The sequence below is a fragment of the Candidatus Pseudothioglobus sp. uisw_070 genome, from assembly GCF_059512545.2.
On sequence record NZ_CM183456.2, the window covers coordinates 253022 to 278057 of the forward strand.

The window sequence follows — 25036 nt, forward strand, 5'->3', positions numbered from 1 at the left end:
AAAATACTCTCTATTTTTAATCGTCATACATGTCTTCATTGGGAAAGTATAATATTAGTCTAACAAATTAAATTTAACCAGTTAATGAATAACAATAAATTACTAATAATCAATGGCCCTGGGCTTTCCGATTTAAGTAACTTTAATGAGTATGGTTATGAGCATCTGACCTTGGAAAAGTTGCAAAAAAAATGTTTGGAGACGTGCAAATCATTAGGCATGGAGCTAGATTTTTTTCAAACTGATGATCAGGCTTCTTTGACAAAAAAAATAGTTGAAGGAATAACAGAGTGTGATGCATTAATTATCAACCCTGTTGGGTACTCGCATGAATCAACTTTTGATTTAGATGCCTATGCTTCAAATATAAAGTCTGATACTCTTAAAAATAAACCCGTGATTGAGGTGCATATTACAAATATTTTCCATGATAACGAGGGCATCTCTGAGCCTGTAATAGTTTCAAAAAGTGGAGTCGGATTTATATGTGGCCTTGGCGTTCATAGCTATGAACTAGCCATTAGAGCAATTCATGAAAAACTAAACCATAATTAGATGAATATTTACGTAATCAATGGACCTAATATAAACCTTCTTGGAACGCGGGAGCCAGAAATTTATGGTAGCGAAACATTGGGTGATATTGAAAAAAAATGTATAGAACAAGGCTTAAAAGATAACCATTCTGTTAAATTTATGCAGTCAAATTATGAGGGCGAAATAGTCGAATGGATTCAGCATGCAATCAAAGAAAAAATCGATGCTATTGTTATTAATGCAGCAGCTTACACCCACACTTCGATTGCAATTCATGACGCATTAAAATCTTTTTCAGGTTTCAAAATAGAGTTGCATATTTCCAACCCACATTTACGAGAATCTTTTCGCCATGTTTCCTATATCTCACCTGTGGTAGATGCTGTAGTTGCTGGTTTAGGTCCAAGTGGGTATAGCCATGTTATTCAATTATTAACAGAGCTAAAAAAATAATATAACAAAGCGTAGATATACCCTAGTAGGTATTCTAAGATGAGTATTTTTTATTAAGATAAGATTCTACTGAAGTTGCTATCATATGGTCCAAATGGAATAACCTCCACTGAGATCATTTCTCCTAATAAATCTAGCAGCATTTGAGTTCCCAGCTCTGATTTTTCTGGATTTACAAATGCGTATGCTAGGTTGAGGTTTACTCTGTGTCCCCAATCACCTGAAGTTATTGTTCCAATGACCTTACCATCCTCCATAAGCGAGGCTCCACCATAAGCAGGAGCGTGCTTGCAAGATACTTTTAAACACACAAGTTTTTGTTTTGGGCTATTTTTAATGCGATTTTTTAATGCATCTTTACCAATAAAGTTATCTTTTTTTAGGTTAACAAAGCGATCAAGACCGCTTTCAAAGGGATCAAACTCAGTCAATAAATCAGACTTCCAAGCTAAAAATCCTTTTTCCATTCTCATGGACTCTACAGCTCTAGACCCAAACAGCTTCATTCCAAAACCTTTTCCTGCATTAGAGATTGATAGATAAGCTGCATACAGAAATGCATTTGGGACATGCACTTCATAAGCAAGCTCACCTGAAAAACTTACTGACATTACGGTGGCTGGAGAAAAGCCTATGAAACATTCCCTGACACTAAGCCATGGAAAGGCCTCCTTACTCCAATCTTCACGACTGCAACTAGATAGAACTTCTCTGGCATTTGGCCCTGCTAAAAGAAGAATAGTTTGGTCGTTCGTTAAACTTTTAATTTCAACCTCTTCATCGGCTTTTAAGTGTTGTTTTAGCCAATCCATGTCATGAAACTCAGATGCTGCAGCTGAGCCATACCAGATTCTTTTTGGACCTCGATCTGAGGATGGAAGATTAGAAATTGTTGCTTCACTTTTTATCATTCCAAAGTCATTAAGAAGGTAACCTAATCCAACCCGACCTATCTTGTGAGTAATATTGCCACAAAACATTCGATCAATAAAACTCTCGGCATCTGAGCCACTTATTTCAAAACGGTTAAAGCCATTAACTTCGGTCAGCCCCACATTATTTTGGACATTTTTTACTTCATTTGCGACAATATCAAATGCTTCATCAAAGTGAAATGAAAGCGAAGGATGAAAGTCCTCAGATGGTTTTATGTATTCCACACGCTCCCATCCATTAATGACTGTGAATTCTGCATTTTCTTTTGCCATTACTGGGGTAAGAGGAGTAGTTTTCGCATTGCGAGCAGCTGGGCGATGCTCATGCGGAAAGTGAAAACGGAATTCGTTTTGGTAGTCTTCAATGGCCTTTAGAGAGGTCATCTCAACATTAGCATGAGTTGTAAATCTTCGAGGATCAAGGCACCAGGTATCATAGCAAGCTTCACCATGCACAATCTGCTGAGCGAGAAGCCAGCCATGTCCACCACCTTCACCTAGTCCTGCACGAAGACCAATAATGCAAAAAGCATTCTCCTTGCCTGGAATTTTTCCAACCAGTGGAGCGCCATCAATTGTGTAGGTAATTGGGCCATTAATGATGCTTCTGATTCCAGCATTCATAAGAGCTGGCATGCGCTCAAATGCTCCATCCAAAACATCATTCACTCTCTCTAAATCATCTGGACAGAGAGCATTTACAAAGTTTGGATCAATGCCATCCATTCCCCATGTCTTACATTTTTGTTCATAAAAACCAATCAAAAGCCCACCCTTATCTTGTCGACAATAATAGTCAGATATTGGGCAACGAAGTAGGGGCATGCGGTGACCTGCCTCAGCTATTTCAGGAATATCTTCTGTTAAAAAATATTGATGCTCCATCGACGCTACAGGATGATGAACTCCCATCATTGCGCCGACTTCATTGACTCTATAGCCGCAGGCATTAACAATAATATCGCAATCAATATCACCATTTTCAGTGGTTACTTTCCAAGTGCCATCTTTATATTGCTTTAGACCAATGACAGGGGTATTTGTATAAACTTCTGCACCAGCTTGACGCGCTTTTCGGGTTAATGCGTGACACAATTGATATGGATCTATATCTCCATCTAGTGGGTCCCATAATCCACCAATTAAATTTTTTGTTGAGATCAATGGATGACGTCGTTGACACTCCTTTGCATCAATTACTTCAAAATCAACATCCATACCTCGAGCCATTGAAGCGAAGTGATGGTAGCCCTGTATTTGTTCTTTTGTACTCGCAAGTCTTATTCCTCCATCACCGTAATTGTAGTTGATTGGGTGATCTGGATCTTCAGATAATTCTTTGTATAATTTAATTGAATGTGTTTTTAAGCCAACCATTGTTTGGTTCATGCCAAAATTCGTAACCTGTGCCGCAGAGTGCCAAGTTGTTCCACTAGTTAGATCATTACGTTCGACAAGAACAACATCAGACCAGCCCTCTTGAGTAAGGTGATATAAGGTGGAGCAGCCCGCAATTCCTCCCCCAATAACTACAACTTTCGCTTTTGTCTTCATATATTTATTCTCTAATAGTAAAACTCTATTGTTGAAACTGAGACATCAGCTATGAAATCTTTGCCGTAGGCCACAATACCAAATCTTCTAATTTTTTTTGGATCCAGGGCTGAGTTTTTTGACCATCTTCGTTCGAATTTATTAAAGGGCAGGTCAATCATTTGCCACTGTTCATTCGCTATGAAAGTTGTAGCATAATAGTCTGATGGAGACCAGCTTTCATTGGTTCGAATGTGAATATAGTAAGTTTCCCCATTGCCTCTTACATTGAGTCGAACACCTTGAAGGTTTTTACCTTCCTTTTCAGAACTTGCAAATGAGACCCCAGAGCGAAACTGAATAAAGCCACCATTGTTTGCTGTACTAACATTGCCTGTAAGCCTTGCATAATAGGTTTCTCCATCTTGTTCAAGTGTTACTTGGCCATCGGATACCCCGCCCATTACTCGATCACTTGTGTACTGCCAGTACTTACCACTATCAGCATTAAATGGGAACGATAGGTCTTCAACAGCAATCGCTTTTGAGCTAATAGTAATCATAACTATTAGGAATAAAAAATAACTTATTTTTGAAATTTTTAATGAATTTATCAGCATATAAGATAATAGTCAGATCATATAAAAACTATATTATATGGGGATTCAATACTTATTTTTTTCTAAATACTGTGATAATTACATGGTCACTTCCATGGTCTTTATCTGGATTATTTCCATAAACATCTACTTCATGGAAAATTGGCTTAGTAATATTTTTTTTAATTTCTATAAATTTTTTATCAAAACCAGCCTTTTTAAATAACTTATAGTGAATCGTAAAAACAAAAAGACCACCAGAGCGAGTAACCCTTAAAAGCTCATCTAATACATTTGGTCCAACATGCCCATGAGTAAAAGTTCCTGCACTTACAATTGCTCCATAATGATTATCATTTATCAATAATCTTTTCGTTAAGTCTGCCTCGATTATTTTTGAATAACAATTTTTTGCTCTAGCAATTTCTAGCATTTCAGGAGAAATATCAATAGCATCTATTTCGCTTGCACTCTGGTTTAAACATTCTCCAATCAGACCTGTTCCTGCGCCAACATCAAGGATTGGAGTATCTGTATCATTGGAATATTTAGCATAATATTTGGCTATTTCTATCGGAGAGCGGTAGTCATTTTGCTTGGCAAAATCATCATCATATGTAGATGCCCAAGTTTTATATAAATTTATTGAATCCTCAGGAGTCTTCAATGAATACGCATCTTTTAAACCTTTTTTTTCAGTCATCCTAAGATTGTATATCAACTTTAACTAAAGTCCAAATTTCGTTTGATGTGTGATGAAGGGATTATTAATAGTTGGCTAAGTTCAATAGAGGGCCTTCAATAACTTCAAGTTAGTAATTAATTTAAATTTGAATCGCTTGATTTCTATTTAAACCTGTATTAGGATCGATAATTGGCTCCGATGAATATTGAGCTAGATAAGCTGTTCTTGTTTTGGATGATTGATTTGCTCCAGAGGCATGAGGCGTAAGACTAGAAAATACCACAAGAGCCCCTGCAGCAACATGTAAAGTCTTTGCTTTGGCCTCATCGACCTCAATAAATAGGTCTTTTGATTTGTCTGACCATTGGTGAGTTAATACTTCTGCAGTGGTCCCTATATTTGTAGGGATAACCGATAAAGGTCCATTCAATGAATGGGTATCATCAAGCGCCAGCCAAGTTGTCAAATAGGGCTTGTGGTCAAAATTTATGTATCCTGAATCTTGATGCCAATTAAAACTCGACTGCGTGTTAGGCTCTTTCATTACGAATTGTTCATTGAAAATAAATGCATCGCCATCAAGTAACTTTGTAACAACTTCCTTTATAGGTTTGCTTTTAAGATATTTCTGAATTGCAGGATAATAGCTACTTTGATTTTTAATAAACTTTCGACCAGCTTTTGAAATATCACCATAATGCTTATTGTTATATGATTGCTTAACTCTATTCGATTCTTTATCAATTTCTTTAAAGATGTCATTGAGTGATTCTTTAAGCTCCAGCAATACTCCTGAGCTAACAAAATCTTCTAATACGAGAAAGCCGTGAGATTTGAATTCATTGACTTTTTGTTGTGTTAATTTTTGCATGATAGAATTATATTCCAGATTGAATTAAAGTCCAAACTTCGTTTCATCTGTGAGGGAGGTATTATTAATAGTTAGCCGAGTTCCATGAGCCTGCCTACCCATACCTTCAAAGTCTTTATATATATGCGAGGGATGGTTTCTCTGAAGGTGGTATGTATAGCTATAAATTATTATTTATACATATGTAGTTCATTATGATGTTTATCTTTCCCTAGCTATAGATTAGAATGCCTTTTTTTTTAACATAAAAATCATGTATCCAAGGCTATTAGTATCTAGTATTTTTTTAATCTTAACTCTCACCTCAACAGTTGCAAATGCGTCTCATGATCAATGGGGTTGTGTAAAGGATGCCTCTGGTAAAATTATAACCCTTGATGCTCCGGGAGATGTTAACGGAGAAGTTGTCAGAAATGAGGATGGGGGCTCTCTCGAACGTTCCTGTAATGAAGACCCTCTAGAAACCTGGATTAAAATTTATAAGATAGGTTTATGTAAACAAGATACTTCTCATAATGATTTAAGTTCTTGTCAATTTATTGTGAATTCAACTGAGGGCATAGAGCACACTATTAAAAAGTTTACTTCTAGCCCCATTAATACTGATATATTAACAATTAAGCCAGGTAGTTATGATTATGTAGCGGTTGTTATTAGTAATAAGTTCGGCTCTAAGATTTCCTTTGAAACCACTAATACAATCGAAAGTGGTAACCCAAATACAGGCTTTAATCTAGGCAAATATTGCTGGTCAAGTCTCCCTGGGCCAACCACTATAAATAATAATGACACGCTGTTTTTAGATCATGCTCAAGCAGTAGTAGGTGCAGATGCACTCCTGATGGAATGTAACACTTCACCAGGAACGCCTCAATGGACCTATGAGATTTTGAATGACCTTTCGCGAGAAGAGGATTGGAAGCTTAGTATGTGCCACCACCCTGATACTAATGCAAATCAAACGGATGCAGAAGGTGATAGGCAGGATTACGGCTTCATTAAAAATGGTAATTTTTTTGTGAACCTTTTAAAGATGGATAATTCATTCGCAACAGCTTGTGAAAATTCTGCAAAATTACTTATGACCACTGCTTTAGATGAGACTTTCAGTGTCACAAATAAAACTCTGTACCAGCTTAATTTTCAACAAGATAATATCAATTTTATTGAGTTTCTATCTCGGGAGGATGAAGCTGCTTATCCTGATCCTTTTTTATGGAAGATAGGAATTGATATACCAAAATTGTATTTGAGTGTTTCTGAGCCATAAGTAACAGATTATATTTTTAATACAAATTTTTCTAAGTAACCAAACTTGCCACTATTAAAATCATGAATTGTTTTTGTTTATTGTGACTTGAACCAAAGTCCAAATTTTGTTAATTAAGTGAAGACAAGAATTAAATGCAAAATAATCTTTCAATTTTAATATTGAAAATATTGCCCTAATGTTGCTCTAATTAGATAAAAATAACCCTATTTAGACACATTTTAAGGCAACAATTTTTTTGGGGTGCTTTAGTATAGGGTTTTAGATGGTGGAGGGACAGGGATTCGAACCCTGGAAGGGGATTAACCCTTGCTGGTTTTCAAGACCAGTGCATTCGACCACTCTGCCATCCCTCCAGAAGATGGGTATGATACAGTTTTTATCAATAAAGTAAATCAAATTTATATAAAAAAACCGCAAATTTTTGCGTATAATTTCCCTTTTTTAGAATTTTGTTAAGGTAGTCGTTATGGCAAAAGTATGTCAAGTAACTGGTAAGCGACCAATAAGTGGAAATAACGTTTCACATGCTAACAATAGAACGCGTCGTCGTTTTTATCCAAATCTTCACACACACCGTTTTTGGGTCGAAGCTGAAAACCGCTTTGTTAAGTTAAAGCTATGTGCTAGGGGTCTTCGTATCATCGATAAGAAAGGGATCGATGAAGTTTTAGCAGAAATCCGTGGACGCGGCGAAAAGGTATAGGGAGTAACTTATGAGAGAAAAAATTAAATTAGTATCTTCAGCAGAAACAGGTCATTTTTATACGACTACTAAAAATAAGCGTATTCATCCTGAAAAGGTAGAAGTTAAGAAGTTTGATCCCGTGGTAAGAAAGCACGTGATGTATAAAGAAGCTAAGATTAAGTAATTCTTTATAAAATATTATTAAAAAAGCCGCTTTTTAGCGGCTTTTTTAACGTCTAATCTATTTAGCTTTGAAGAATATTTTCAAGCGGGACCTTTGAAGCTGATTTTTGGTAGTCAGCAATCTTATCAAAGTTCAGGTATTGATAGATCTCACCAGACATAGGCTCTATATCTTTCATTAAAGATAGATATTCTTCAGGAGTTGGAATATAACCTAGTTTTGCTGATATTGCAGCAACCTCAGCAGAGGCTAAGAAAACATTACTATTATCACCAAGTCGATTTGGAAAGTTTCTTGTTGAGGTTGAAACGACTGAAGCACCTTCTTCCACTCTTGCCTGGTTCCCCATGCAAAGTGAGCATCCAGGAACTTCGGTTCGATCTGTTAACCTTTCAAATGTTTCATAAATGCCTTCAGCCCTTAGTTGTTTTTCATCCATTCGTGTTGGAGGGACTACCCATAAGACTGTATTTAACTCAGTTTTATCTTTTAGTAGCTGAGCTGCAGCTCTAAAGTGTCCAATATTAGTCATACAAGAGCCAATAAAAACCTCATCAATTGAAGTTTTGGCAACCGATGAAAGAAGTCTGACATCATCTGGATCATTTGGACAAGCTAGAATTGGTTCTTTTATTTCGTCTAGATTTATTTCAATTACTTCAGCATACTCACAGTCTTTATCGGCCTTAAGAAGCTCCGGATTATCAAGCCACTTTTTCATATCTTGGATTCTTTTGGCAATGGTTTTTTTATCATCGTAACCAGCATCAATCATTGAGCCTAGAAGAGTAATATTTGAAGTTAAGTATTCTGCGATTGGCTCCTTGTTAAGCTGAACAGTGCAGCCATTTGCAGATCTTTCAGCAGTAGCATCAGCAAGTTCAAATGCTTGTTCAACTTTAAGATCTCCTAACCCTTCAATTTCTAAGACACGACCAGAAAATACATTCTTTTTATTAGATTTATCTACAGTGAGCAGACCTTTTTGAATTGCAACATAAGGTATGGCATTGACTAGATCTCTTAAGGTGATTCCAGGCTGCATATTTCCCTTAAATCGAACTAAAACTGACTCTGGCATATCCAGTGGCAAAACTCCAATAGAAGCTCCAAAAGCAACTAACCCAGAGCCCGCGGGAAAGCTAATGCCGATTGGGAAGCGTGTGTGTGAATCTCCACCAGTTCCAACAGAGTCAGGCAAAAGCATACGGTTTAGCCAAGAGTGAATAATGCCATCTCCTGGTTTTAGCGAAACTCCACCTCGAGAATGCATAAAATCTGGAAGAGTGTGCTGAAGCTCAAGGTCGATAGGTTTAGGATAGGCCGCGGTATGGCAGAAACTTTGCATTACAAGGTCTGCAGAAAAACCTAAACAAGCTAACTCTTTTAATTCATCACGAGTCATAGCGCCAGTAGTGTCCTGAGAGCCAACAGTGCTCATTCGAGGCTCACAATAAGTCCCTGGCCTAATGCCCTTAACTCCGCAAGCCTTGCCTACAATTTTTTGAGCTAAAGTAAATCCTGCAGAACTATTTTTTGGATCAACTGGACGCAGAAAAACATCACTTACATTTAAGCCAAGCTCAGATCTTGTTTTGTCAGTAAGTCCTCGTCCAATAATAAGGGGAATTCTTCCTCCTGCACGGACTTCATCTGGCATTGTGCTGGGCGACAGGTTAAAAGTAGAGACCGTATCACCTGATGCATCTTTAATAATTCCTTCATAAGGATAAATTGTAATTTCATCACCCATCTGAAGCTTCGAAACGTCACATTCAATCGGAAGTGCTCCAGAATCCTCTGCGGTATTAAAAAATATTGGTGCAATTTTCCCTCCTAGAACTATGCCGCCACTATTTTTATTAGGGATGAAGTCTATGGACTTACCCATATGCCATAAAACTGAATTGATTGCAGATTTACGCGAAGATCCCGTTCCAACTACGTCACCAACATAGGCTAAAGGAAGTCCTTTTTCTTTAAGCTGCTCAATTTTTTCAAGCGGCTTATCCATTTTTTTGATAAGCATTGCTTTTGCATGAAGAGGAATATCAGGGCGAGACCAAGCTTCAGTTGCAGGCGAGAGATCATCTGTATTTGTTTCACCATCTACGCGAAAAACTACCGCTTTTATGCTTTCAGGAAGAGGCTCTTTCGACGTAAACCAGTCAGCCGAGGCCCAAGAGTCAACTATTTTTTTAGCATGCTCGTTGCGAGTTGATTTTTCTAAAATACTCTGGTGTGCTTCATAGATAAGGATGGTGTGAGAAAGTGCTTTGCATGCTTCCTCAGCAGTTTCATCAATATCAAGTAAGTCAATTAATGAAGTAATGCTGTAACCGCCAAGCATTGTTCCTAATAAAAATGTGGCATGTTTTTGTGAAATAGCCTTACAAGACTCATCACCTTTGGCAATACTTGTTAAAAATCCAGCCTTTACATAGGCCGCCTCATCAACGCCAGGCGGAATTCTATGTGTTAATAAATCTAGATAAAAGTCATCATCTGAGCCTGAAATGAGGCCTTCAACTACTGACTTGGTTTGTTTTGCATTAAGTACTAGGGGAGGAAGGTTTTCTGATTTTCTTTCATCGCAATGCTTTAAGTAGGTTTCTTTCATAATAATACTGACTATTAGATGTTTAAATAAAAGAGTATAATTTTATCCTTTTTAATATGAAAGCTTAAATTTTTTAAAGCAATAGTTCGTATTATGACATTTAATAACCTCACTTCCATTTCACCCATTGACGGTCGTTACAGCGATAAAACAAGCCCACTTAAAGCAATTTTTAGTGAATTTGGGCTAATAAAGTATAGACTTCTTGTTGAGGTGCGATGGTTAGAAGCAATGTCAAACAACCCTCATATTTCAGAAGTTCCAAAATTTAGCCCTCAATCTAATGCAGCTCTATTGGCTATTACAGATAACTTTACATTAGAAGATGCTAAATCAATAAAAGAAATTGAAAGAACCACCAATCATGACGTTAAGGCTGTTGAATACTTCCTTAAAGAAAAAGTCTCTTCAATCCCTGAGCTTCAAAAAGTAAGTGAATTTATTCATTTTGCCTGCACTTCAGAAGATATAAATAATCTGTCTCATGCCCTAATGCTAGAAAATGGAAGGCTTGTCCTTCTTGAAGAAATGAATGCCACGCTAAGTTTAATAACAAAACTAGCAAAAGATAATGCAGAAGTTGCAATGCTTTCTAGGACTCATGGTCAAACCGCATCACCAACCACTCTTGGTAAAGAGATGGCAAATTTTTCTTATCGACTAAGCAGGCAAATTGACCAGCTTAGTGCAGTTCAGATAATGGGCAAGTTTAATGGCGCTGTTGGAAATTTTAATGCCCATGTAAGCGCGTACCCAGAAATTGATTGGCAAAATGTTTCAAAGGATTTTATTGAAAAGCTCGGTATAAATTTTGCGCCTTATAGTTCTCAAATTGAGTCGCATGACTATATTGCTGAGTATTTTCATGCATTAAATCGCTTTAATACAATTCTAATTGACTTTTGTCGCGATATCTGGGGCTATATTTCGTTAGGCTACTTTACTCAGAAAACAACTGAGGGAGAGATAGGTTCATCGACTATGCCGCATAAAGTTAATCCAATTGATTTTGAGAATGCTGAAGGAAATCTAGGTTTAGCTATTGCAGTTGGCGATCACTTTGCAACAAAACTTCCAATTTCAAGGTGGCAGAGAGATTTAACAGACTCTACTGTATTAAGAAACTTAGGTGTTAGCTGCGCCCATAGTTTAATTTCATATGCATCGATATGTAAGGGCATTGGAAAGTTAGAAATTAACGAGAGCAAGTTAACTGAGGACTTGGATAAAGCTTGGGAAGTTTTAGCGGAGCCAATTCAAACAGTTATGCGAAGGTATGGTGTTGAAAATCCTTATGAAAAACTTAAGGACTTGACTCGCGGCAAGCAAATTGATTCCAAAATAATAGATGACTTTATAAATACATTGGAAATCCCCGCAGAGGCTAAAGAAGAGCTTCGTAAGCTAACCCCAATGAATTATATTGGTAATGCGATTAATTTGGCACGTGACATTTAAAACTGATATAATTTCTCGCCTTAATATTTCAACAATCTAAAAGGAGCAAAAAACCCATGGTTAAGATTAGACTAGCCCGAGGTGGAGCCAAGAAAAACCCTTTTTATTCGATTGTAGCAACTGACTCTAGAAAGAGAAGAGATAGTGGTTACATTGAGCGTATTGGATTCTTTAATCCAGTTGCTCGCGGACAAGAAGTCAGGCTTCAACTAGAAGAAGACAGACTGTCACATTGGATTTCACAAGGCGCACAGATTTCTGATCGCGTAAAACAGCTTGTGAAAGAATACAGAGATCCTTCAATTCGTGAAAAACAATTAGCCAAACATGCAGCTAAAGCTGATGATAAAGCTAAAAAAATTGCAGCTGAAGAAAAAGTTAAAGCAGATTCAGAGGCTAAAGAAGCGGCAGAAGCGGCTTCAGCAGCAGCTAAAGCCGCAGCAGAAGCTCCAGTAGAAGAGGCCGCAGCAGAAGCTCCAGTAGAAGAGGCCGCAGCAGAAGCTCCAGTAGAAGAAGCCGCAGCAGAAGCTCCAGTAGAAGAGGCCGCAGCAGAAGCTCCAGTAGAAGAAGCCGCAGCAGAAGCTCCAGTAGAAGAAGCCGCAGCAGAAGCTCCAGTAGAAGAAGCCGCAGCAGAAGCTCCAGCAGCTGAAGAGAAGCCTGCAGAAAAATAATTTGGTGTCAAAAGCGCCTCATTTAGACGATAAAAAGCTATTAGTTGGAAAGATTAATGGCTTTTTTGGTTTACAGGGCTGGGTAAAGCTCTTGTCTTATACTGATCCAAGAAAGAATATTCTAAGCTATCAACCATGGTACTTCTTGAGTGACGGTGTCTATGAAAAAATTGAGGTAACGAATGGCCGCGAGCAGTCCAAAACCATTGTTGCCCATATTAAGGATGTTGATAATCGAGAACAGTCTCAGGTATTTATTGGAAAAGATATATATATTGATAAAGAACAACTGCCTAAGCTCAATCCAGGTAAGCATTATTGGTATGAAATGATTGGTTTTGAGGTAATTAACCAGCACAATGAAAAATTAGGCGTAGTTGATTACTTTGTTGAGACAGGATCAAACAATGTTCTGGTCACCAAAGGCAAAAAAGAATATTGGATTCCCTATATTGAACCATTTTTAATTTCTACTAATGCAGAAACTAAGCAAATTATTGTTGATTGGGATGAAGATTTTTAATATAGTGTAATTTTCATAAGTTTAATTAAAAATCTCTTGTCTGACTGTTTTAGTTTGGTAGACTTAAATTTTAAATACTAAACTTCAGAAACATATTTCATGAGCTGGATAACAAAACTCTTTCCATTTTTGTTATGGATTAAAGATTTAAGCAATCCCAAAACTTTAAAAGCGGATATTTTAGCCGGCCTTACTGTTGGTTTTGTAATCGTTCCTCAATCAATGGCATACGCACAGTTAGCTGGATTAGGCCCTCAATATGGTCTTTATGCTGCGTTTTTGCCAGTCTTAGTTGCTGCAGTTATGGGGTCATCCAGGCAGCTGTCTACAGGACCAGTTGCGGTTGTATCTTTGTTAACGGCGGCCGCACTTGGGGAAATAGTTACAGATCCATCGAGCTACGCAATTTATGCTGCATTACTGGCGCTCATTGTGGGATTATTTCAGTTTTTATTAGGCGTTCTTAGGCTGGGTTTTGTAGTTAATTTTTTGTCACACCCTGTAGTAACTGGATTTACAAGTGCAGCTGCAATTATTATTGGAGCATCTCAGCTACCTAAAGTTTTTGGTATAAGGGTTATAAGTTCAAATGATTCGGATTGGGTAAGTGCTTGCCAAGCACTTTCTATTCCTGAAAGAGTTGAGAGTGTAGATGTTGGAGGCCTTCATACGATTTGTAACGCAGACCAAAGCTATGAAACTATTGCCAGACTTCTTGAAGCTGCATTTTATTTCACCCATCTTCCTACATTAGGTATGGCGTTAATGGGCGTAGTTGGAATTTTAATATTGCAGCGTTTTTTCCCTAGACTGCCTGCGATTCTTACGGTAGCTGTTCTGTCAACAGCAGCTTCATTCTTGATTGATTATCAAGGGATGGGAGGGGCCATTGTAAATTCAATAAACATAAATGGTTTGTTTAGCTTTAAGATACCTCGATTCGACTTTAATGTTATGGGAACATTATTTGTCTATGCAATTACAATCTCATTAATTGGCTTTATGGAGGCAATATCGGTTGCTAAGTCTATGGCAGCTTCGACGAAGCAGCGCCTAGATGTGAATCAGGAACTTATAGGTCAAGGACTATCAAATGTTACTGCAAGCTTCTTTCAGGGTTACCCTGTCTCAGGTTCTTTTTCGCGTTCAGCGGTTAATTTAACTGCAGGTGCAGTTACTGGCTTCTCATCCGTAGTAACAGCAGCTATTGTTGGTATAACTATTCTTTATCTGACACCTTTGCTTTATCATCTTCCCCTCGCTACTCTTGCTGCTATTATTTTAATGTCAGTAGCAAGTTTGATTCATTTTGCTCCGCTTAAGCATGCATGGAAGGTTGAGAAGCATGATGGACTGGTTGGCTTATTAACGTTTGTGATGACTCTAGTTTTTGCACCGAATTTAGAAAACGGTATCGCTTTTGGGGTGATTATGTCTCTAGGATTATTTTTATATAGAACTATGGAGCCAAATTTTTCTGAATTATCAGTTGAACACGGCTCGATTATTGCCTCAAGGTTTGCGGATGACTCAAATGAAGCTAGCAATGTTGTTAAAGTTGCAAAATGGAGTGGGTCTCTTTATTTTGCTAATGCAGCATATTTTGAAACTAAGTTGCTTGAATTAATTGCTAAAAATAATGAAGAATTAAAATACATTATTGTTGATGTGGCTTCAATTGTTCAGGTTGATGCATCTGGTGAGCAAGTTTTATCTGGCTTAATTGAAACATGTTCAAATTCAGGAGTTGAAATTCTTTTTGCTAGAACTGAAAGATTAGAAGCAGAGTTGTTTCGCTCTGGCTTCAAAAAGCGATTTGGCGATAATCGATTTTTTGATTTAAGAGCGGATGCCTTGAAATATGTTTGGCAAGAGCTAGAAGATAATAATAATGAGGTTGAGCAACAATAAGTGTTTTTACTTTAGTTAAATTTTCAATATTAGATTCGTTTTTTAGTGATGCATTAACTGGATATTCTTGAAAGATACTTAGTGAACTGCCAAAGATTTTTCTCAATTGGATGAAGAGTTCCCTTGGGTAATAATTGAGAGCTTGAGCCACGATAAAGGCCTTGAACAAGAGCTTTATCCTCACTATTTGCAGTATTCATGTAGTCAGCCATTTGCAACACCCAAGCGCCATATTCTGCTGTTGGAACTTCTGCTAATATTTCTGGTGGAACGGCCACCCCCCAAGTTGCTTTAAAGCGTCCAATGCCATCTGGCATAACTGAAACCCACCATAAATAATCTGGCATAAGGGTAACCAAGTGGTTAGGAAAAATACAAAAATCAACCATCGTACGACGCCATTTATCTTTCAGCTTGGTATTATTCGGGTGGGCAGAGCCAGGACCACTTTCTGTCTCTTGGGGGGCGTAATGATAGCAATAATGATCACTATCCTCACCACAGATATAGTCTTCTATTGGTTTTTTGTGATTAGCAAATGTTTTTTGATGCGCAATTGGAACATGGTAGCTCTCAGTAAAATTTTCAATTAAGTTTTTCCAGTTTGCATCCCAGGACATGCTCTCACGCATTATAGTTTGATAGCTACCCATGTCATATTGCCCAACAATATTTTTACGTAAACCCTCGAGTGCAGAGGAAACTTTTTTATTGGGATTTTTTGCTAACGATATGTATATAAATCCTTCCCAGATCTCGGTATGAAGAGCTTTTAAATGATGCTTTTCAATATCAAAATTAGTCTTCATCTCAATAAATGGTGCATGCTTTAAGGACCCATCTAGCCCATATGTCCATGCATGATTAGGGCAGGTAAAAGCAAAAGCATTGCCAGCTAATTTTGGTACAAGACAAGTAAATCGGTGGGCACAGGCATTTACAAATCCCAGAATCTCATTAGATTCTTGTCGAATAATTACCACAGGAGTGCCGGCTATGTCATGGGTAAGGAAGTCGCCAGTATTTGGAACCTCATCAGTACGAGCAATACAAATCCATTCCTGATTGAAAATCTGCTCTTGTTCATGATTATAAAATTCGACAGAGTGGTTTGCTGCAGCTGGAATCGGTGATGCTTCTTCAAATGATTTTTTAGCGGATTCATCTATAGCCTTGATGACGCTTTTAAGCGGAGAATTAGAGTAATGGTTCAGGTAAATTTCTATTGACATATGATAATTATATATTTTGATAGTGAGCTTTTACAAAGTAGAGGCCTTGTGGTTCTGCAGTTGGCCCTGCTTCTTTTCGATCTTTACTGTCTAATACTGATAGCATCCATTCAGTACTTTCCTCTCCCCTACCAACCTTTAAAAGTGTTCCTACCAAGTTGCGAACCATATGATGCAGAAAAGCATTTGCTTTAACCTTAATAATTAGATCGTCACCTATTTCATCAATTTGAAGGTATTCGATTGTCTTAATAGGAGATTTTGCTTGGCACATGCTTCCTCTAAAGCATGAAAAGTCATGCTCACCGACCAAAAAAGTCGCTGCTTTCTTCATGTCATCAATGTTAAGGGACCTAGGCTCCCATAAATAATAGCCAGTCTTTAGTGATGACCTAACAGGATGATGGTGAATTTTGTATTCATAAGAACGTGCGTATGCATTAAATCTTGCATGAAAATCATCATTAACTTCCTTAGCCCATTTAAAATTTACATCACTTGGTAGGTTCGCGTTCCCACCAAAGAGCCACGCTCCATCGGTCCTACTCGTTTGAGTTTCAAAATGAATGACTTGCTCTTGTGCATGAACGCCAGCATCGGTTCTGCCACTACAAAATACTCTTACAGGGTGATTTGCTATCTTAGATAAAGCAGGCTCAACAACACCTTGGACTGTTCTTAGGTCAGATTTCTGGATTTGCCATCCATGAAAATCCGTACCTAAATATTCAACACCAAGTGCAATTTTCATAAGCAACCGCTAATTTTTTTTATTGTAAAATCGATAATAATATTTTAACAAACTATTGTAACTATCTAAATGAGTCTATTCTGGATAATACGAACTTTATGAAAGAAAATAACAAGCCTACGGGCATTAAAAAACTTTGGTCTGCTTCAATCTATTCTGCAAAAGGCTTTAAGGCTTGCTATCAGTCTGAATATGCATTTAGACTTGAGGTGTGGTTGGCAGTTGTGCTGACTCCTCTTGGTTACTGGCTTGGCGAATCACCAGTTGAAAAAGTACTTCTTATTACGCCTATATTTTTAGTTTTGATTGTTGAAATGTTAAACTCAGCAATTGAGGCTGTTGTTGATAGGATTAGTCTTGAGCAGCATGAGTTATCAGGCTTTGCTAAGGACGTTGCATCAGCAGCAGTTTCAATCTCTTTAATTATTTTCATATTTACATGGATCATTATTCTTCTCTAAAAAGCCTTATTGGAGATGATCTAGAGTGTCATTATTTTGATTCTCTAGAGAGTACTAGCTCCTTTCTAAATAGTTTGCCAAGCTCTAATATAACGCAGCTATGTGTCACGCGAGAGCAAACTCAGGGAAAGGGCCAGCATGGTAGAGAATGGTTATCTCAGAAAGATGGCAGTATTCTTCTCTCAATTCGTCAAACATTTGGAATTGATATTAATTTAAACGGCTTAAGTTTAGTTGTTGGTTTGGCAATTATTAAGGCTTTAGAGAAAGAATGTAGAATTGATGGGTTTAAAATTAAGTGGCCTAATGATATTTATTTTAGGGAAGCAAAATTAGCAGGAATTTTGTTGGAAAACAGTATTCACGCAGGGTCTCAATCTGTCATTATTGGAGTAGGTCTTAACTATCATTTAGAGCAAGAAATGTCCTGCGATATTCCTTGGATTGATCTTTCAAAAATTGCCAAGAAATTGCCAGATATTCATGAACTTACAGCATCAATTATTAATAATATCTTATCCATGTCAGCTTATTTTAAATTAAATGGTTTATCAGATCTCCTTTCTCAATGGGATCAATACGATATGCTTAAAGGTGTGAAGCTAAAATCAATAGAATTTGGCAAATCTTTTGAGGGAGAGGTGGTAGGAATTTCCAACCAAGGCGCATTAAAAGTTTTAACAGAAAATGGCACCAAGGAGCTCTATAGCTCAAAGAATATTGAATACATTTAGGGTAAGATAGTTAACAGTATTAACGCATTGAAATAGAATGTCACAACATAAATTAGAAGTAAAAAATCTTTACAAAAAATACGCAAGACGAGTAGTCGTTAATGACGTCTCATTTTCGGTTAGTGCTGGAGAAATTGTTGGCCTTTTGGGCCCTAATGGCGCAGGAAAAACTACATGTTTTTATATTGCGTGTGGGTTAGTCAGATCGAGTAAAGGCGAGGTTATTCTTGACAATAAAAGTATAGGCCATATGCCAATTCATAAGAGAGCTAATCTTGGTATTGGTTACCTTCCACAAGAGCCTTCAATTTTTAGAAAATTAAGCGTCCAAGATAACATCATGGCTGTTCTTGAAATGAATAAATCAATCTTACCAAAGGATAGAGCTCGCCGACTCGAAGAGCTTTTGTCTGAATTTAAGGTTGAACATGTTCGTCATATTAAAGGTATTACTTTGTCTGGTGGTGAGAGGAGAAGGGTAGAAATTGCTAGAGCCTTAGCGATGGATCCAAAGTTTATTTTGCTTGATGAGCCTTTTGCTGGAATAGATCCAATATCTGTTGGTGATATACAAGAAATTATTTATCAGCTCAGAGATAAGGGAATTGGTATTCTGATTACTGATCATAACTATAGAGAAATGCTTGATACTTGTAATCATTCTTATGTTTTAAGCGCTGGAAAGATAATTGCACAAGGTGGAAAGGATTCTATTTTGGCAAATGAAGAGGTAAAGAAGGTTTATTTAGGTGAAACGGCAGGTGGCTAATAAAAATTTAATTACATTGGGGATTGAGTCCTCATGTGATGAAACAGGAATAGGAATTTACAGCAGTAAAAAAGGCCTTATTTCGCACAAACTTTTTTCTCAAGTTGATTTACATGCTGAATATGGGGGTGTGGTTCCAGAACTAGCTTCGAGAGACCATATTCAAAGAGCCCTTCCTTTGATTAAGGAAGCGCTTAGTGATAGTCACATTCAATTAAAGGACCTTACAGGCATAGCCTATACCGCTGGACCAGGATTGTCCGGAGCTTTATTGGTTGGAGGTTCTATTGCTCAGAGCCTAGCTTGGGGGCTTGGAATTCCAGCACTTGGAGTTCATCACATGGAGGGCCATCTTTTAGCTCCTTTATTGGAGGTTGATAAGCCACAGTTTCCATTTGTAGCGCTTCTGGTTTCGGGTGGCCATACTTTACTTGTCGAGGTTACCAGAATAGGTGAATATAAAATCCTAGGCGAATCATTAGATGATGCAGTTGGTGAGGCTTTTGATAAAACTGCAAAAATACTTGGTCTAGGATATCCTGGCGGCCCTGCCCTTGCTAAACTTGCAACGAAAGGTGTTAAAGATAGATTTATCTTTCCTAGACCAATGACAGATAGGCCAGGCCTTGATTTTAGTTTTAGCGGTTTAAAGACATTTGCTAAAAATACATTTATTGAGTTTCCAAATGAAAAAGAAGATATTGCAAAAGCTTTTGAAGTTGCTGCAACTGAAACGCTAACAATTAAATGCAGCCGTGCACTCAAATACACTGGGTTTAAAACTTTGGTTGTGGCTGGAGGAGTTAGTGCTAATCTTTCACTACGTAAATCCTTAAATGAAATGACTGAGAAACTTGGTTCTAATGTCTTTTATCCAGCACTTGATTTTTGTACAGATAATGGTGCTATGATTGCTTTAGCTGGCCACTACCGCTTTCTTGCTGGGCAGACTAATGACCATTACGAAATATCAATTAAGCCTCGCTGGAGTCTTGAAGAGCTTCAACCAGTTTAGATTTGTGCTCGATAAATTTGCCTGTATCGCTATTTAAAGAAATCATTTGGCGGATTAAGGTGCATATAATATAGTTGTCAATTAAATTAAAAATTCTATGCTCATAATTCCTGCAATCGATTTAAAAGATGGTCAATGTGTTCGCCTTAGAAAAGGGTTGATGGAAGATAGTACGGTTTTTTCTAATAACCCAACAGAGATGGCAGCTAAATGGGTTGATGAGGGCGCAAGGAGACTTCACTTAGTTGACCTTAATGGTGCGTTTGAAGGTAAGCCAGTTAATGCAAAGTGCGTTAATGAAATCACAAAAAAATTTCCAAATTTACCTGTCCAAATTGGTGGAGGGATTCGTGATTTAAAAACTGCTAGTGCCTATATTGAAGCTGGAATAAGCTATCTTATTATTGGAACCATGGCTGTAACAAAGCCTGAGTTTGTGTCTAATTTATGTAGAGAATTCCCAGATAAAATTATTGTTGGACTTGATGCAAATAATGGACTTGTGGCGACAGAGGGATGGGCTAAACAGACAGATTTAAATGTCGTAGATTTGTCAAAAAAATATGAGCAGTATGGCGTTAGTTCAATTATTTATACTGATATTGCTAGAGATGGAATGATGCAGGGCGTTAATGTTGAGGCAACAGCTAATCTTGCAAAGCACACTTCCATTCCAATAATTGCGTCTGGTGGTATAACTAATCTTGATGATATTGCTGCACTTTTGAAAAATGCGCATCACGGCATCATGGGCGCTATAACTGGAAGAGCCATTTATGAGGGAAGACTTGACTTTCATGATGCACAAACGATGAGCGATATTTATGATAGTTGAAGTTGCTTACGCTCTGCCCAATAAGCAAAGCCTCATAAGCATTGAGGTTGAAAGTGGATCTACATTAAAAGAAGCTATAGAGGCTTCTGGGATTCTTGAAGTTTTTGAGCAGATTGATCTTACAAAGGATAGGGTTGGTATTTTTTCAAAGTTTGCAACCCTTGATACTATCCTTCGTGAAATGGACCGAGTTGAAATTTATAGACCTCTTGTTGCTGATCCTAAAAAAGCTCGTAAGGAGAGGGCAGCTAATGGAAAAGCAATGCGAAGCAATAAAAAAAACCAATCCAAGGTAAAATAAGCAACATACAATCCATTCATTATAATTATGAACGCAGAAAAACCTCCCAGTTGGCCATTATTTAATAGGTTATTTGATAAGGTTTTCCCTCAAACTTTAAAGCCCCGAGCACAGTTAATGCAGGCCTTAGAAGAGGCTGAAGAAAACCTAGTTATTGATCCATATAGCAGGTCTGTTATTGAAGGCGCGTTGCAAGTCGAAAGCCTAAAAGTGCGAGACGTAATGGTTCCTCGATCAAAAATGATTATGATAAATTCAGAGTCATCCACTGAGGACTTGGTTCAAATCATGGTCAGTTCATCACATTCCCGCTTTCCAATTCACAATGTTGAGCAGGACTCAATACTGGGTATCGTATTAGCTAAAGATTTGCTAGCTCACTTTGCTCAAGACAATAAGGACGAGTTTAACTACAGAGAGTACCTTAGAGATGCTTTATCTGTTCCTGAAAGTAAGCCTTTAGGCGTTTTGCTGAGAGAATTTCAACAAAATAAATCTCATATGGCAGTTGTTCTTGACGAGTATGGAGAGATTGCTGGATTAGTAACTCTAGAAGATGTGATTGAGCAGATTGTTGGTGAAATTGAAGACGAACATGACAAGGAAGAAGATAATATTATTGATTATGGAGATGGACGCTATTTACTTCAAGCCAATACACCTCTAGTAGAGTTTAATGAGTTTTTTGAATCTAGTATCATAAGTGATAATTACGACACTGTAGCTGGTTTAGTCATTTCAGGTTTTAGCTATCTCCCAGAGCAAATGAGTGAAATTAGCCTTCATGGCTTTGAGTTTAAGGTTCTAAAAACTGATACTCGTAGACTCCTGCTACTTGAAGTGCAACGCAAAATAATAGACATTAAGTCCTCAAAAGATAAAGTTAGTTCTTAATTGTTTTGTCAAAAGTTATCAATCAATTAGTATAATCCAACATTATGAATTCACTCGAACAAACAACGCAGTTAGCAATTGACCTAATTAAAAAAAATAAAGTGACAGATTTTGAGTTCTCTGTTGGGAAAAGCTCAGGTATTTCTACTGCAGTCAGATTATCAAATGTTGAAACATTACAATATAGCCTAGACACTAGTTTTGATGTGAGCGTTTATATTGGGAAAAATAAAGGCCAGGCTGCAAGTGTTGACCTCAGTAAAGAGAGCCTAAAGAAGGCTATTGATTCTGCATGCTTAATTGCTAAATATACCCAAGAAGACCCCTTTAATGGACTGGCTCCAAAGGACAGAATGGCGTGGGATGCACCTGATTTAGACCTTTACCATCCTTGGACTCTGGACGCTAAAGAAAGCATTGAGATTGCTAAAGAGTGTGAGCAGATTGCATTAGAGCAGACTGAAATTGATAATTCAGATGGCGCTGAGTTATCAAGTTTTGAGGGCGAAAGCTATTATGCTAATTCAAATGGACTGATCACTAAGTCAAAAAATAGTAAGCATTCGCTCTACTGCTCTTTGATAGCAAAAAGAGACTCTGAAATGCAAACGGGCTATGAATATGCAATTGCTCTTGACTCTAGAGATTTAACGAGCCCATCTATAATTGGTCTTGAAGCTGCAAAAATGGCCCAACAAAAACTTGGTTCTCGTAACTTGGAATCTCAAAAATGTCCTATTATATTTACTGCGCGACAATCATCCGGTTTATTTTCGCAATTACTAGGAGCTCTGAGCGGCTCGAGGCAGTATAAAAAAACATCCTTCTTGTTAGACTCGTTAGGTAAAAAAGTTCTACCAGGGTCTATTAATATTTATGAAGATCCACTTCAATTAAAAACTCTTGGCTCAAGGGCATTTGATTTAGATGGGGTATTAAAATCAAAACAGTTTTTTGTCGAAGATGGAAGGGTGACCACTTACCTAATGGGCCAATACTCTGCAAACCAACTTGGATTGAAGTCAACCGCGAATGCTGGCGGCGTCAGCAACTGCCGAGTTAGCTCTAATTATGATGGTGGAATTGAAGAATTAACTAAAAACATGGATAAAGGCCTTATTGTAACTGACTTAATGGGACAGGGTATTAATGCAACAACGGGCGATTATTCTCGTGGTGCAAGTGGTTTTTGGGTAGAAAAGGGTGAAATTCAGTATCCAGTTTCTGGAATTACTATTGCTGGAAATCTAAAAGATATGTTGAAGAATGTGATTTCTATAGGAAATGATTTTGATAATAGAAGTAATCTAAAAGTGGGCTCAACTTTGGTAAGTGAAATGACTATTGCTGGGGAAGGGTAATTGAAAGAATTTGATGTCATCGTTATTGGTGGCGGTATGATTGGCCTTGCATTTACTTTAGCGCTCTCAAGAAAAAAAAACTTTAAAATTGCAATTATTGATCCAAATGAATGCAACCCAGAGATCAGCAGTTCATTCCACACCAGAGTCAGTGCAATTACTCCATCAACAAAAAATTTTCTTAGTTCTATTAATGTTTGGGATGACATTAATAGAAAACAAGGTTTTGTGTCAACACGGGTATGGGATCAAAACTCTCATGGTCACCTGAACTTCTATGCAAAAGATGAAGGTATTGAGCATCTTGGATTCATTGTAGAGAATGATTTAATACAATCTGCTTTATATCATGCAATCGCTCAAACCAAGGTTGAAATTATTCATGCAAGACTCGACGAGTTAATAAAAAATGAATTTGGCTATGAGGTTGCCCTTGATAATAAAAAAAGCTTATTTTGTAAGTTGGTGATTGGCGCTGATGGAGCTAATTCCAAAGTAAGAAGTCTTGCTAATATTGAAGTATCTTCCCATGACTATAAGCAAAAAGCTATTATTGCTAATGTAGTTAGTGAAAAGTCACTAGAGAATACAACTTGGCAGAGGTTCTTATCAGATAGTATTATTGCTCTATTGCCTCTTTCAGAAAATCAGGCTTCAATTGTATGGTCTTGTAAAGATAAGTTTGCTGATAATCTCGAAGAGATGGATGTTACTAGCTTTAACCAATCTTTATCAGAAGCAGTTGAATATCGATTTGGTGAATTAAGGCTACAAAGCTCAAGGAATATTTTTCCCTTAGTCTCAAGGAGTGCTAAGGACTATACGCTTTCAAATCTTGCTTTAATAGGTGACGCGGCTCATAGTATTCATCCATTAGCTGGCCAGGGCGCTAACTTAGGTTTTTCAGATGCAATGGAGCTTAGTAAGCAGATAGTTGAAAATACTGATAAATCATTGGGCGATTCCCTAGTTTTAAGGAAGTATGCAAGAGCACGCCGATTAGATAATGAATTAATGTCAAAAACAATGACAGGACTTGATTGGGTGTATAAAGAAAATAATGAGTCATTTCGATGGCTTAGGGGTTTTGGCATGAACATTATTGATGAGACCCCAATCCTCAAATCATTTTTCCAAAAACAAGCTCTCGGTAAGGCTAAAAACGACTAGCTACTCGATGAAGCGGGTTGGAGTGACTATGCCATCAACTGGAATATCCCATGGCTTTGAGTCCAAATGGTCAACTTCTTGACAGTCAAATGCAAGACCAAAGAGTTTTAGTGCTTGGTAATTCTTACTTTTCAGTTTGAAACTTAATGTCTTATCATAAAAACCACCACCCATTCCTAAACGGTTTTTATTTTTATCAAATCCAACAAGTGGCATAAAGATAAGGTCCATTTGTTTAGCGCCCATTACAGGGGTATGGATTGGCTCATCGATTCCAAATCTATTTTTTCTAAAGTGCTCTCCCATTTCAGCAAATTTAAGCTTTTCTTCAACCAGAATTGGGAGATAAACAAAACAGCCATTATTTTTTAAGAATTTAATAGTATCTTCTGTCTCAATTTCTCCATCATTAGGAATGAAAATTGCAATATGTTTGGCATTTTCGAAAAGGCCATTTTTTTGACATTGGTGCAGGATTTTTTGACCATCTTCCTTGCGGGTTTTTTCATCAATGGATTTGCGGAGTTGTCTGAGTTGTCTTCTTAGTTCTATCATTAATGAAGATTTTAAGAGAA

The 25036-nt window shown here is 37.4% G+C and carries 26 protein-coding genes and 1 tRNA gene; 18 read left to right on the forward strand and 9 right to left on the reverse strand.

Features of this window, described 5'->3' with window-relative positions:
* The first annotated feature begins 84 nt into the window (after positions 1-84).
* A complete protein-coding gene (locus AC5YGD_RS01180) occupies positions 85-555 on the forward strand; it encodes a type II 3-dehydroquinate dehydratase (RefSeq protein WP_496141723.1) in 471 nt (156 codons plus the stop codon).
* A complete protein-coding gene (locus AC5YGD_RS01185) occupies positions 556-990 on the forward strand; it encodes a type II 3-dehydroquinate dehydratase (protein WP_496141725.1) in 435 nt (144 codons plus the stop codon). It abuts the gene before it with no gap.
* 53 nt (positions 991-1043) lie between these two features.
* On the opposite strand, the gene AC5YGD_RS01190 is transcribed toward AC5YGD_RS01185, so the two are convergent.
* From AC5YGD_RS01190 to AC5YGD_RS01205, 4 genes are all read right to left on the reverse strand, one after another.
* Complete coding sequence (locus AC5YGD_RS01190; protein WP_496141726.1) at positions 1044-3479, reverse strand: FAD-dependent oxidoreductase; 2436 nt, start codon at positions 3477-3479, stop codon at positions 1044-1046.
* Positions 3480-3490: 11 nt separating this feature from the next.
* Positions 3491-4078, reverse strand: a complete 588-nt coding sequence (locus AC5YGD_RS01195; protein WP_496141728.1) for a CIA30 family protein — start codon at positions 4076-4078, stop codon at positions 3491-3493.
* A gap of 52 nt (positions 4079-4130) precedes the next feature.
* A complete protein-coding gene (locus tag AC5YGD_RS01200) occupies positions 4131-4760 on the reverse strand; it encodes a methyltransferase domain-containing protein (protein ID WP_496141729.1) in 630 nt (209 codons plus the stop codon).
* 121 nt (positions 4761-4881) lie between these two features.
* A complete protein-coding gene (locus tag AC5YGD_RS01205) occupies positions 4882-5613 on the reverse strand; it encodes a phytanoyl-CoA dioxygenase family protein (RefSeq protein ID WP_496141730.1) in 732 nt (243 codons plus the stop codon).
* Between the two features lie 253 nt (positions 5614-5866).
* Between AC5YGD_RS01205 and AC5YGD_RS01210 the strand changes: the two genes are divergently transcribed.
* Positions 5867-6883 carry a hypothetical protein gene (locus AC5YGD_RS01210; protein WP_496141731.1) on the forward strand — a complete coding sequence of 339 codons (1017 nt, stop codon included), beginning with the start codon at positions 5867-5869 and terminating at the stop codon, positions 6881-6883.
* A gap of 266 nt (positions 6884-7149) precedes the next feature.
* Here the strand turns inward: AC5YGD_RS01210 and AC5YGD_RS01215 are convergent.
* A tRNA-Ser gene (locus tag AC5YGD_RS01215) sits at positions 7150-7239 on the reverse strand.
* A 113-nt stretch (positions 7240-7352) separates the two neighbouring features.
* Here AC5YGD_RS01215 and rpmB point away from each other — a divergent pair.
* Positions 7353-7589 carry a 50S ribosomal protein L28 gene (gene rpmB, locus AC5YGD_RS01220; RefSeq protein WP_271556916.1) on the forward strand — a complete coding sequence of 79 codons (237 nt, stop codon included), beginning with the start codon at positions 7353-7355 and terminating at the stop codon, positions 7587-7589.
* 10 nt (positions 7590-7599) lie between these two features.
* On the forward strand, positions 7600-7755 hold the full coding sequence (rpmG, locus tag AC5YGD_RS01225) for a 50S ribosomal protein L33 (protein ID WP_271556915.1): 156 nt from the start codon (positions 7600-7602) through the stop codon (positions 7753-7755).
* A 61-nt stretch (positions 7756-7816) separates the two neighbouring features.
* On the opposite strand, the gene acnB is transcribed toward rpmG, so the two are convergent.
* Entirely contained in the window at positions 7817-10375 is a 2559-nt protein-coding gene (gene acnB / locus AC5YGD_RS01230) for a bifunctional aconitate hydratase 2/2-methylisocitrate dehydratase (protein ID WP_416687360.1), read from the reverse strand.
* Between the two features lie 93 nt (positions 10376-10468).
* Here acnB and purB point away from each other — a divergent pair, with 93 nt between their 5' ends.
* The 4 genes from purB (at position 10469) to AC5YGD_RS01250 (ending at position 14938) form a co-directional block, all read left to right on the forward strand.
* Positions 10469-11833 (forward strand): adenylosuccinate lyase, encoded by a 1365-nt coding sequence (gene purB / locus AC5YGD_RS01235; protein WP_496141732.1) that lies wholly within the window; start codon positions 10469-10471, stop codon positions 11831-11833.
* 56 nt (positions 11834-11889) lie between these two features.
* A complete protein-coding gene (gene rpsP, locus AC5YGD_RS01240) occupies positions 11890-12504 on the forward strand; it encodes a 30S ribosomal protein S16 (protein WP_496141733.1) in 615 nt (204 codons plus the stop codon).
* Positions 12505-12508: 4 nt separating this feature from the next.
* Entirely contained in the window at positions 12509-13027 is a 519-nt protein-coding gene (gene rimM, locus AC5YGD_RS01245) for a ribosome maturation factor RimM (RefSeq protein ID WP_416687367.1), read from the forward strand.
* Between the two features lie 99 nt (positions 13028-13126).
* A complete protein-coding gene (locus tag AC5YGD_RS01250; protein ID WP_496141734.1) occupies positions 13127-14938 on the forward strand; it encodes a sulfate permease in 1812 nt (603 codons plus the stop codon).
* A 53-nt stretch (positions 14939-14991) separates the two neighbouring features.
* Here the strand turns inward: AC5YGD_RS01250 and AC5YGD_RS01255 are convergent, their stop codons facing one another.
* Positions 14992-16170: an SRPBCC family protein gene (locus tag AC5YGD_RS01255; RefSeq protein WP_496141735.1), complete on the reverse strand. Its 1179-nt coding sequence runs from the start codon at positions 16168-16170 to the stop codon at positions 14992-14994.
* 7 nt (positions 16171-16177) lie between these two features.
* On the reverse strand, positions 16178-16921 hold the full coding sequence (truA, locus tag AC5YGD_RS01260; RefSeq protein WP_496141737.1) for a tRNA pseudouridine(38-40) synthase TruA: 744 nt from the start codon (positions 16919-16921) through the stop codon (positions 16178-16180).
* A 98-nt stretch (positions 16922-17019) separates the two neighbouring features.
* On the opposite strand from truA, the gene AC5YGD_RS01265 reads away from it, so the two are divergent.
* The 9 genes from AC5YGD_RS01265 (at position 17020) to AC5YGD_RS01305 (ending at position 24461) form a co-directional block, all read left to right on the forward strand.
* Positions 17020-17382, forward strand: coding sequence for a diacylglycerol kinase (locus AC5YGD_RS01265; RefSeq protein WP_416678378.1), 363 nt, complete (start codon positions 17020-17022; stop codon positions 17380-17382).
* Positions 17361-18116: a biotin--[acetyl-CoA-carboxylase] ligase gene (locus AC5YGD_RS01270; RefSeq protein ID WP_496141738.1), complete on the forward strand. Its 756-nt coding sequence runs from the start codon at positions 17361-17363 to the stop codon at positions 18114-18116. Before AC5YGD_RS01265 ends, AC5YGD_RS01270 begins: the two co-directional genes overlap by 22 nt.
* Positions 18117-18153: 37 nt before the next feature.
* Positions 18154-18885 carry an LPS export ABC transporter ATP-binding protein gene (gene lptB, locus AC5YGD_RS01275; RefSeq protein WP_416652419.1) on the forward strand — a complete coding sequence of 244 codons (732 nt, stop codon included), beginning with the start codon at positions 18154-18156 and terminating at the stop codon, positions 18883-18885.
* On the forward strand, positions 18878-19900 hold the full coding sequence (tsaD, locus tag AC5YGD_RS01280) for a tRNA (adenosine(37)-N6)-threonylcarbamoyltransferase complex transferase subunit TsaD (protein ID WP_416652421.1): 1023 nt from the start codon (positions 18878-18880) through the stop codon (positions 19898-19900). The genes lptB and tsaD overlap by 8 nt, the downstream gene beginning before the upstream one ends.
* Positions 19901-19997: 97 nt before the next feature.
* The gene (gene hisA / locus AC5YGD_RS01285) at positions 19998-20735 is read left to right on the forward strand and encodes a 1-(5-phosphoribosyl)-5-[(5-phosphoribosylamino)methylideneamino]imidazole-4-carboxamide isomerase (RefSeq protein WP_496141739.1); all 738 of its coding nucleotides are present in this window, start codon (positions 19998-20000) and stop codon (positions 20733-20735) included.
* Positions 20725-21036 carry an RnfH family protein gene (locus AC5YGD_RS01290; protein WP_496141740.1) on the forward strand — a complete coding sequence of 104 codons (312 nt, stop codon included), beginning with the start codon at positions 20725-20727 and terminating at the stop codon, positions 21034-21036. Before hisA ends, AC5YGD_RS01290 begins: the two co-directional genes overlap by 11 nt.
* Before the next feature lie 27 nt (positions 21037-21063).
* On the forward strand, positions 21064-21930 hold the full coding sequence (locus tag AC5YGD_RS01295; protein ID WP_496141742.1) for a CBS domain-containing protein: 867 nt from the start codon (positions 21064-21066) through the stop codon (positions 21928-21930).
* 44 nt (positions 21931-21974) lie between these two features.
* A complete protein-coding gene (gene pmbA / locus AC5YGD_RS01300; protein ID WP_416695774.1) occupies positions 21975-23291 on the forward strand; it encodes a metalloprotease PmbA in 1317 nt (438 codons plus the stop codon).
* Positions 23292-24461 (forward strand): FAD-dependent monooxygenase, encoded by a 1170-nt coding sequence (locus tag AC5YGD_RS01305; protein WP_496141743.1) that lies wholly within the window; start codon positions 23292-23294, stop codon positions 24459-24461.
* Here the strand turns inward: AC5YGD_RS01305 and AC5YGD_RS01310 are convergent, their stop codons facing one another.
* The gene (locus tag AC5YGD_RS01310; protein WP_496141744.1) at positions 24462-25016 is read right to left on the reverse strand and encodes a 5-formyltetrahydrofolate cyclo-ligase; all 555 of its coding nucleotides are present in this window, start codon (positions 25014-25016) and stop codon (positions 24462-24464) included. It lies immediately after the preceding gene.
* Positions 25017-25036 lie beyond the last annotated feature (20 nt).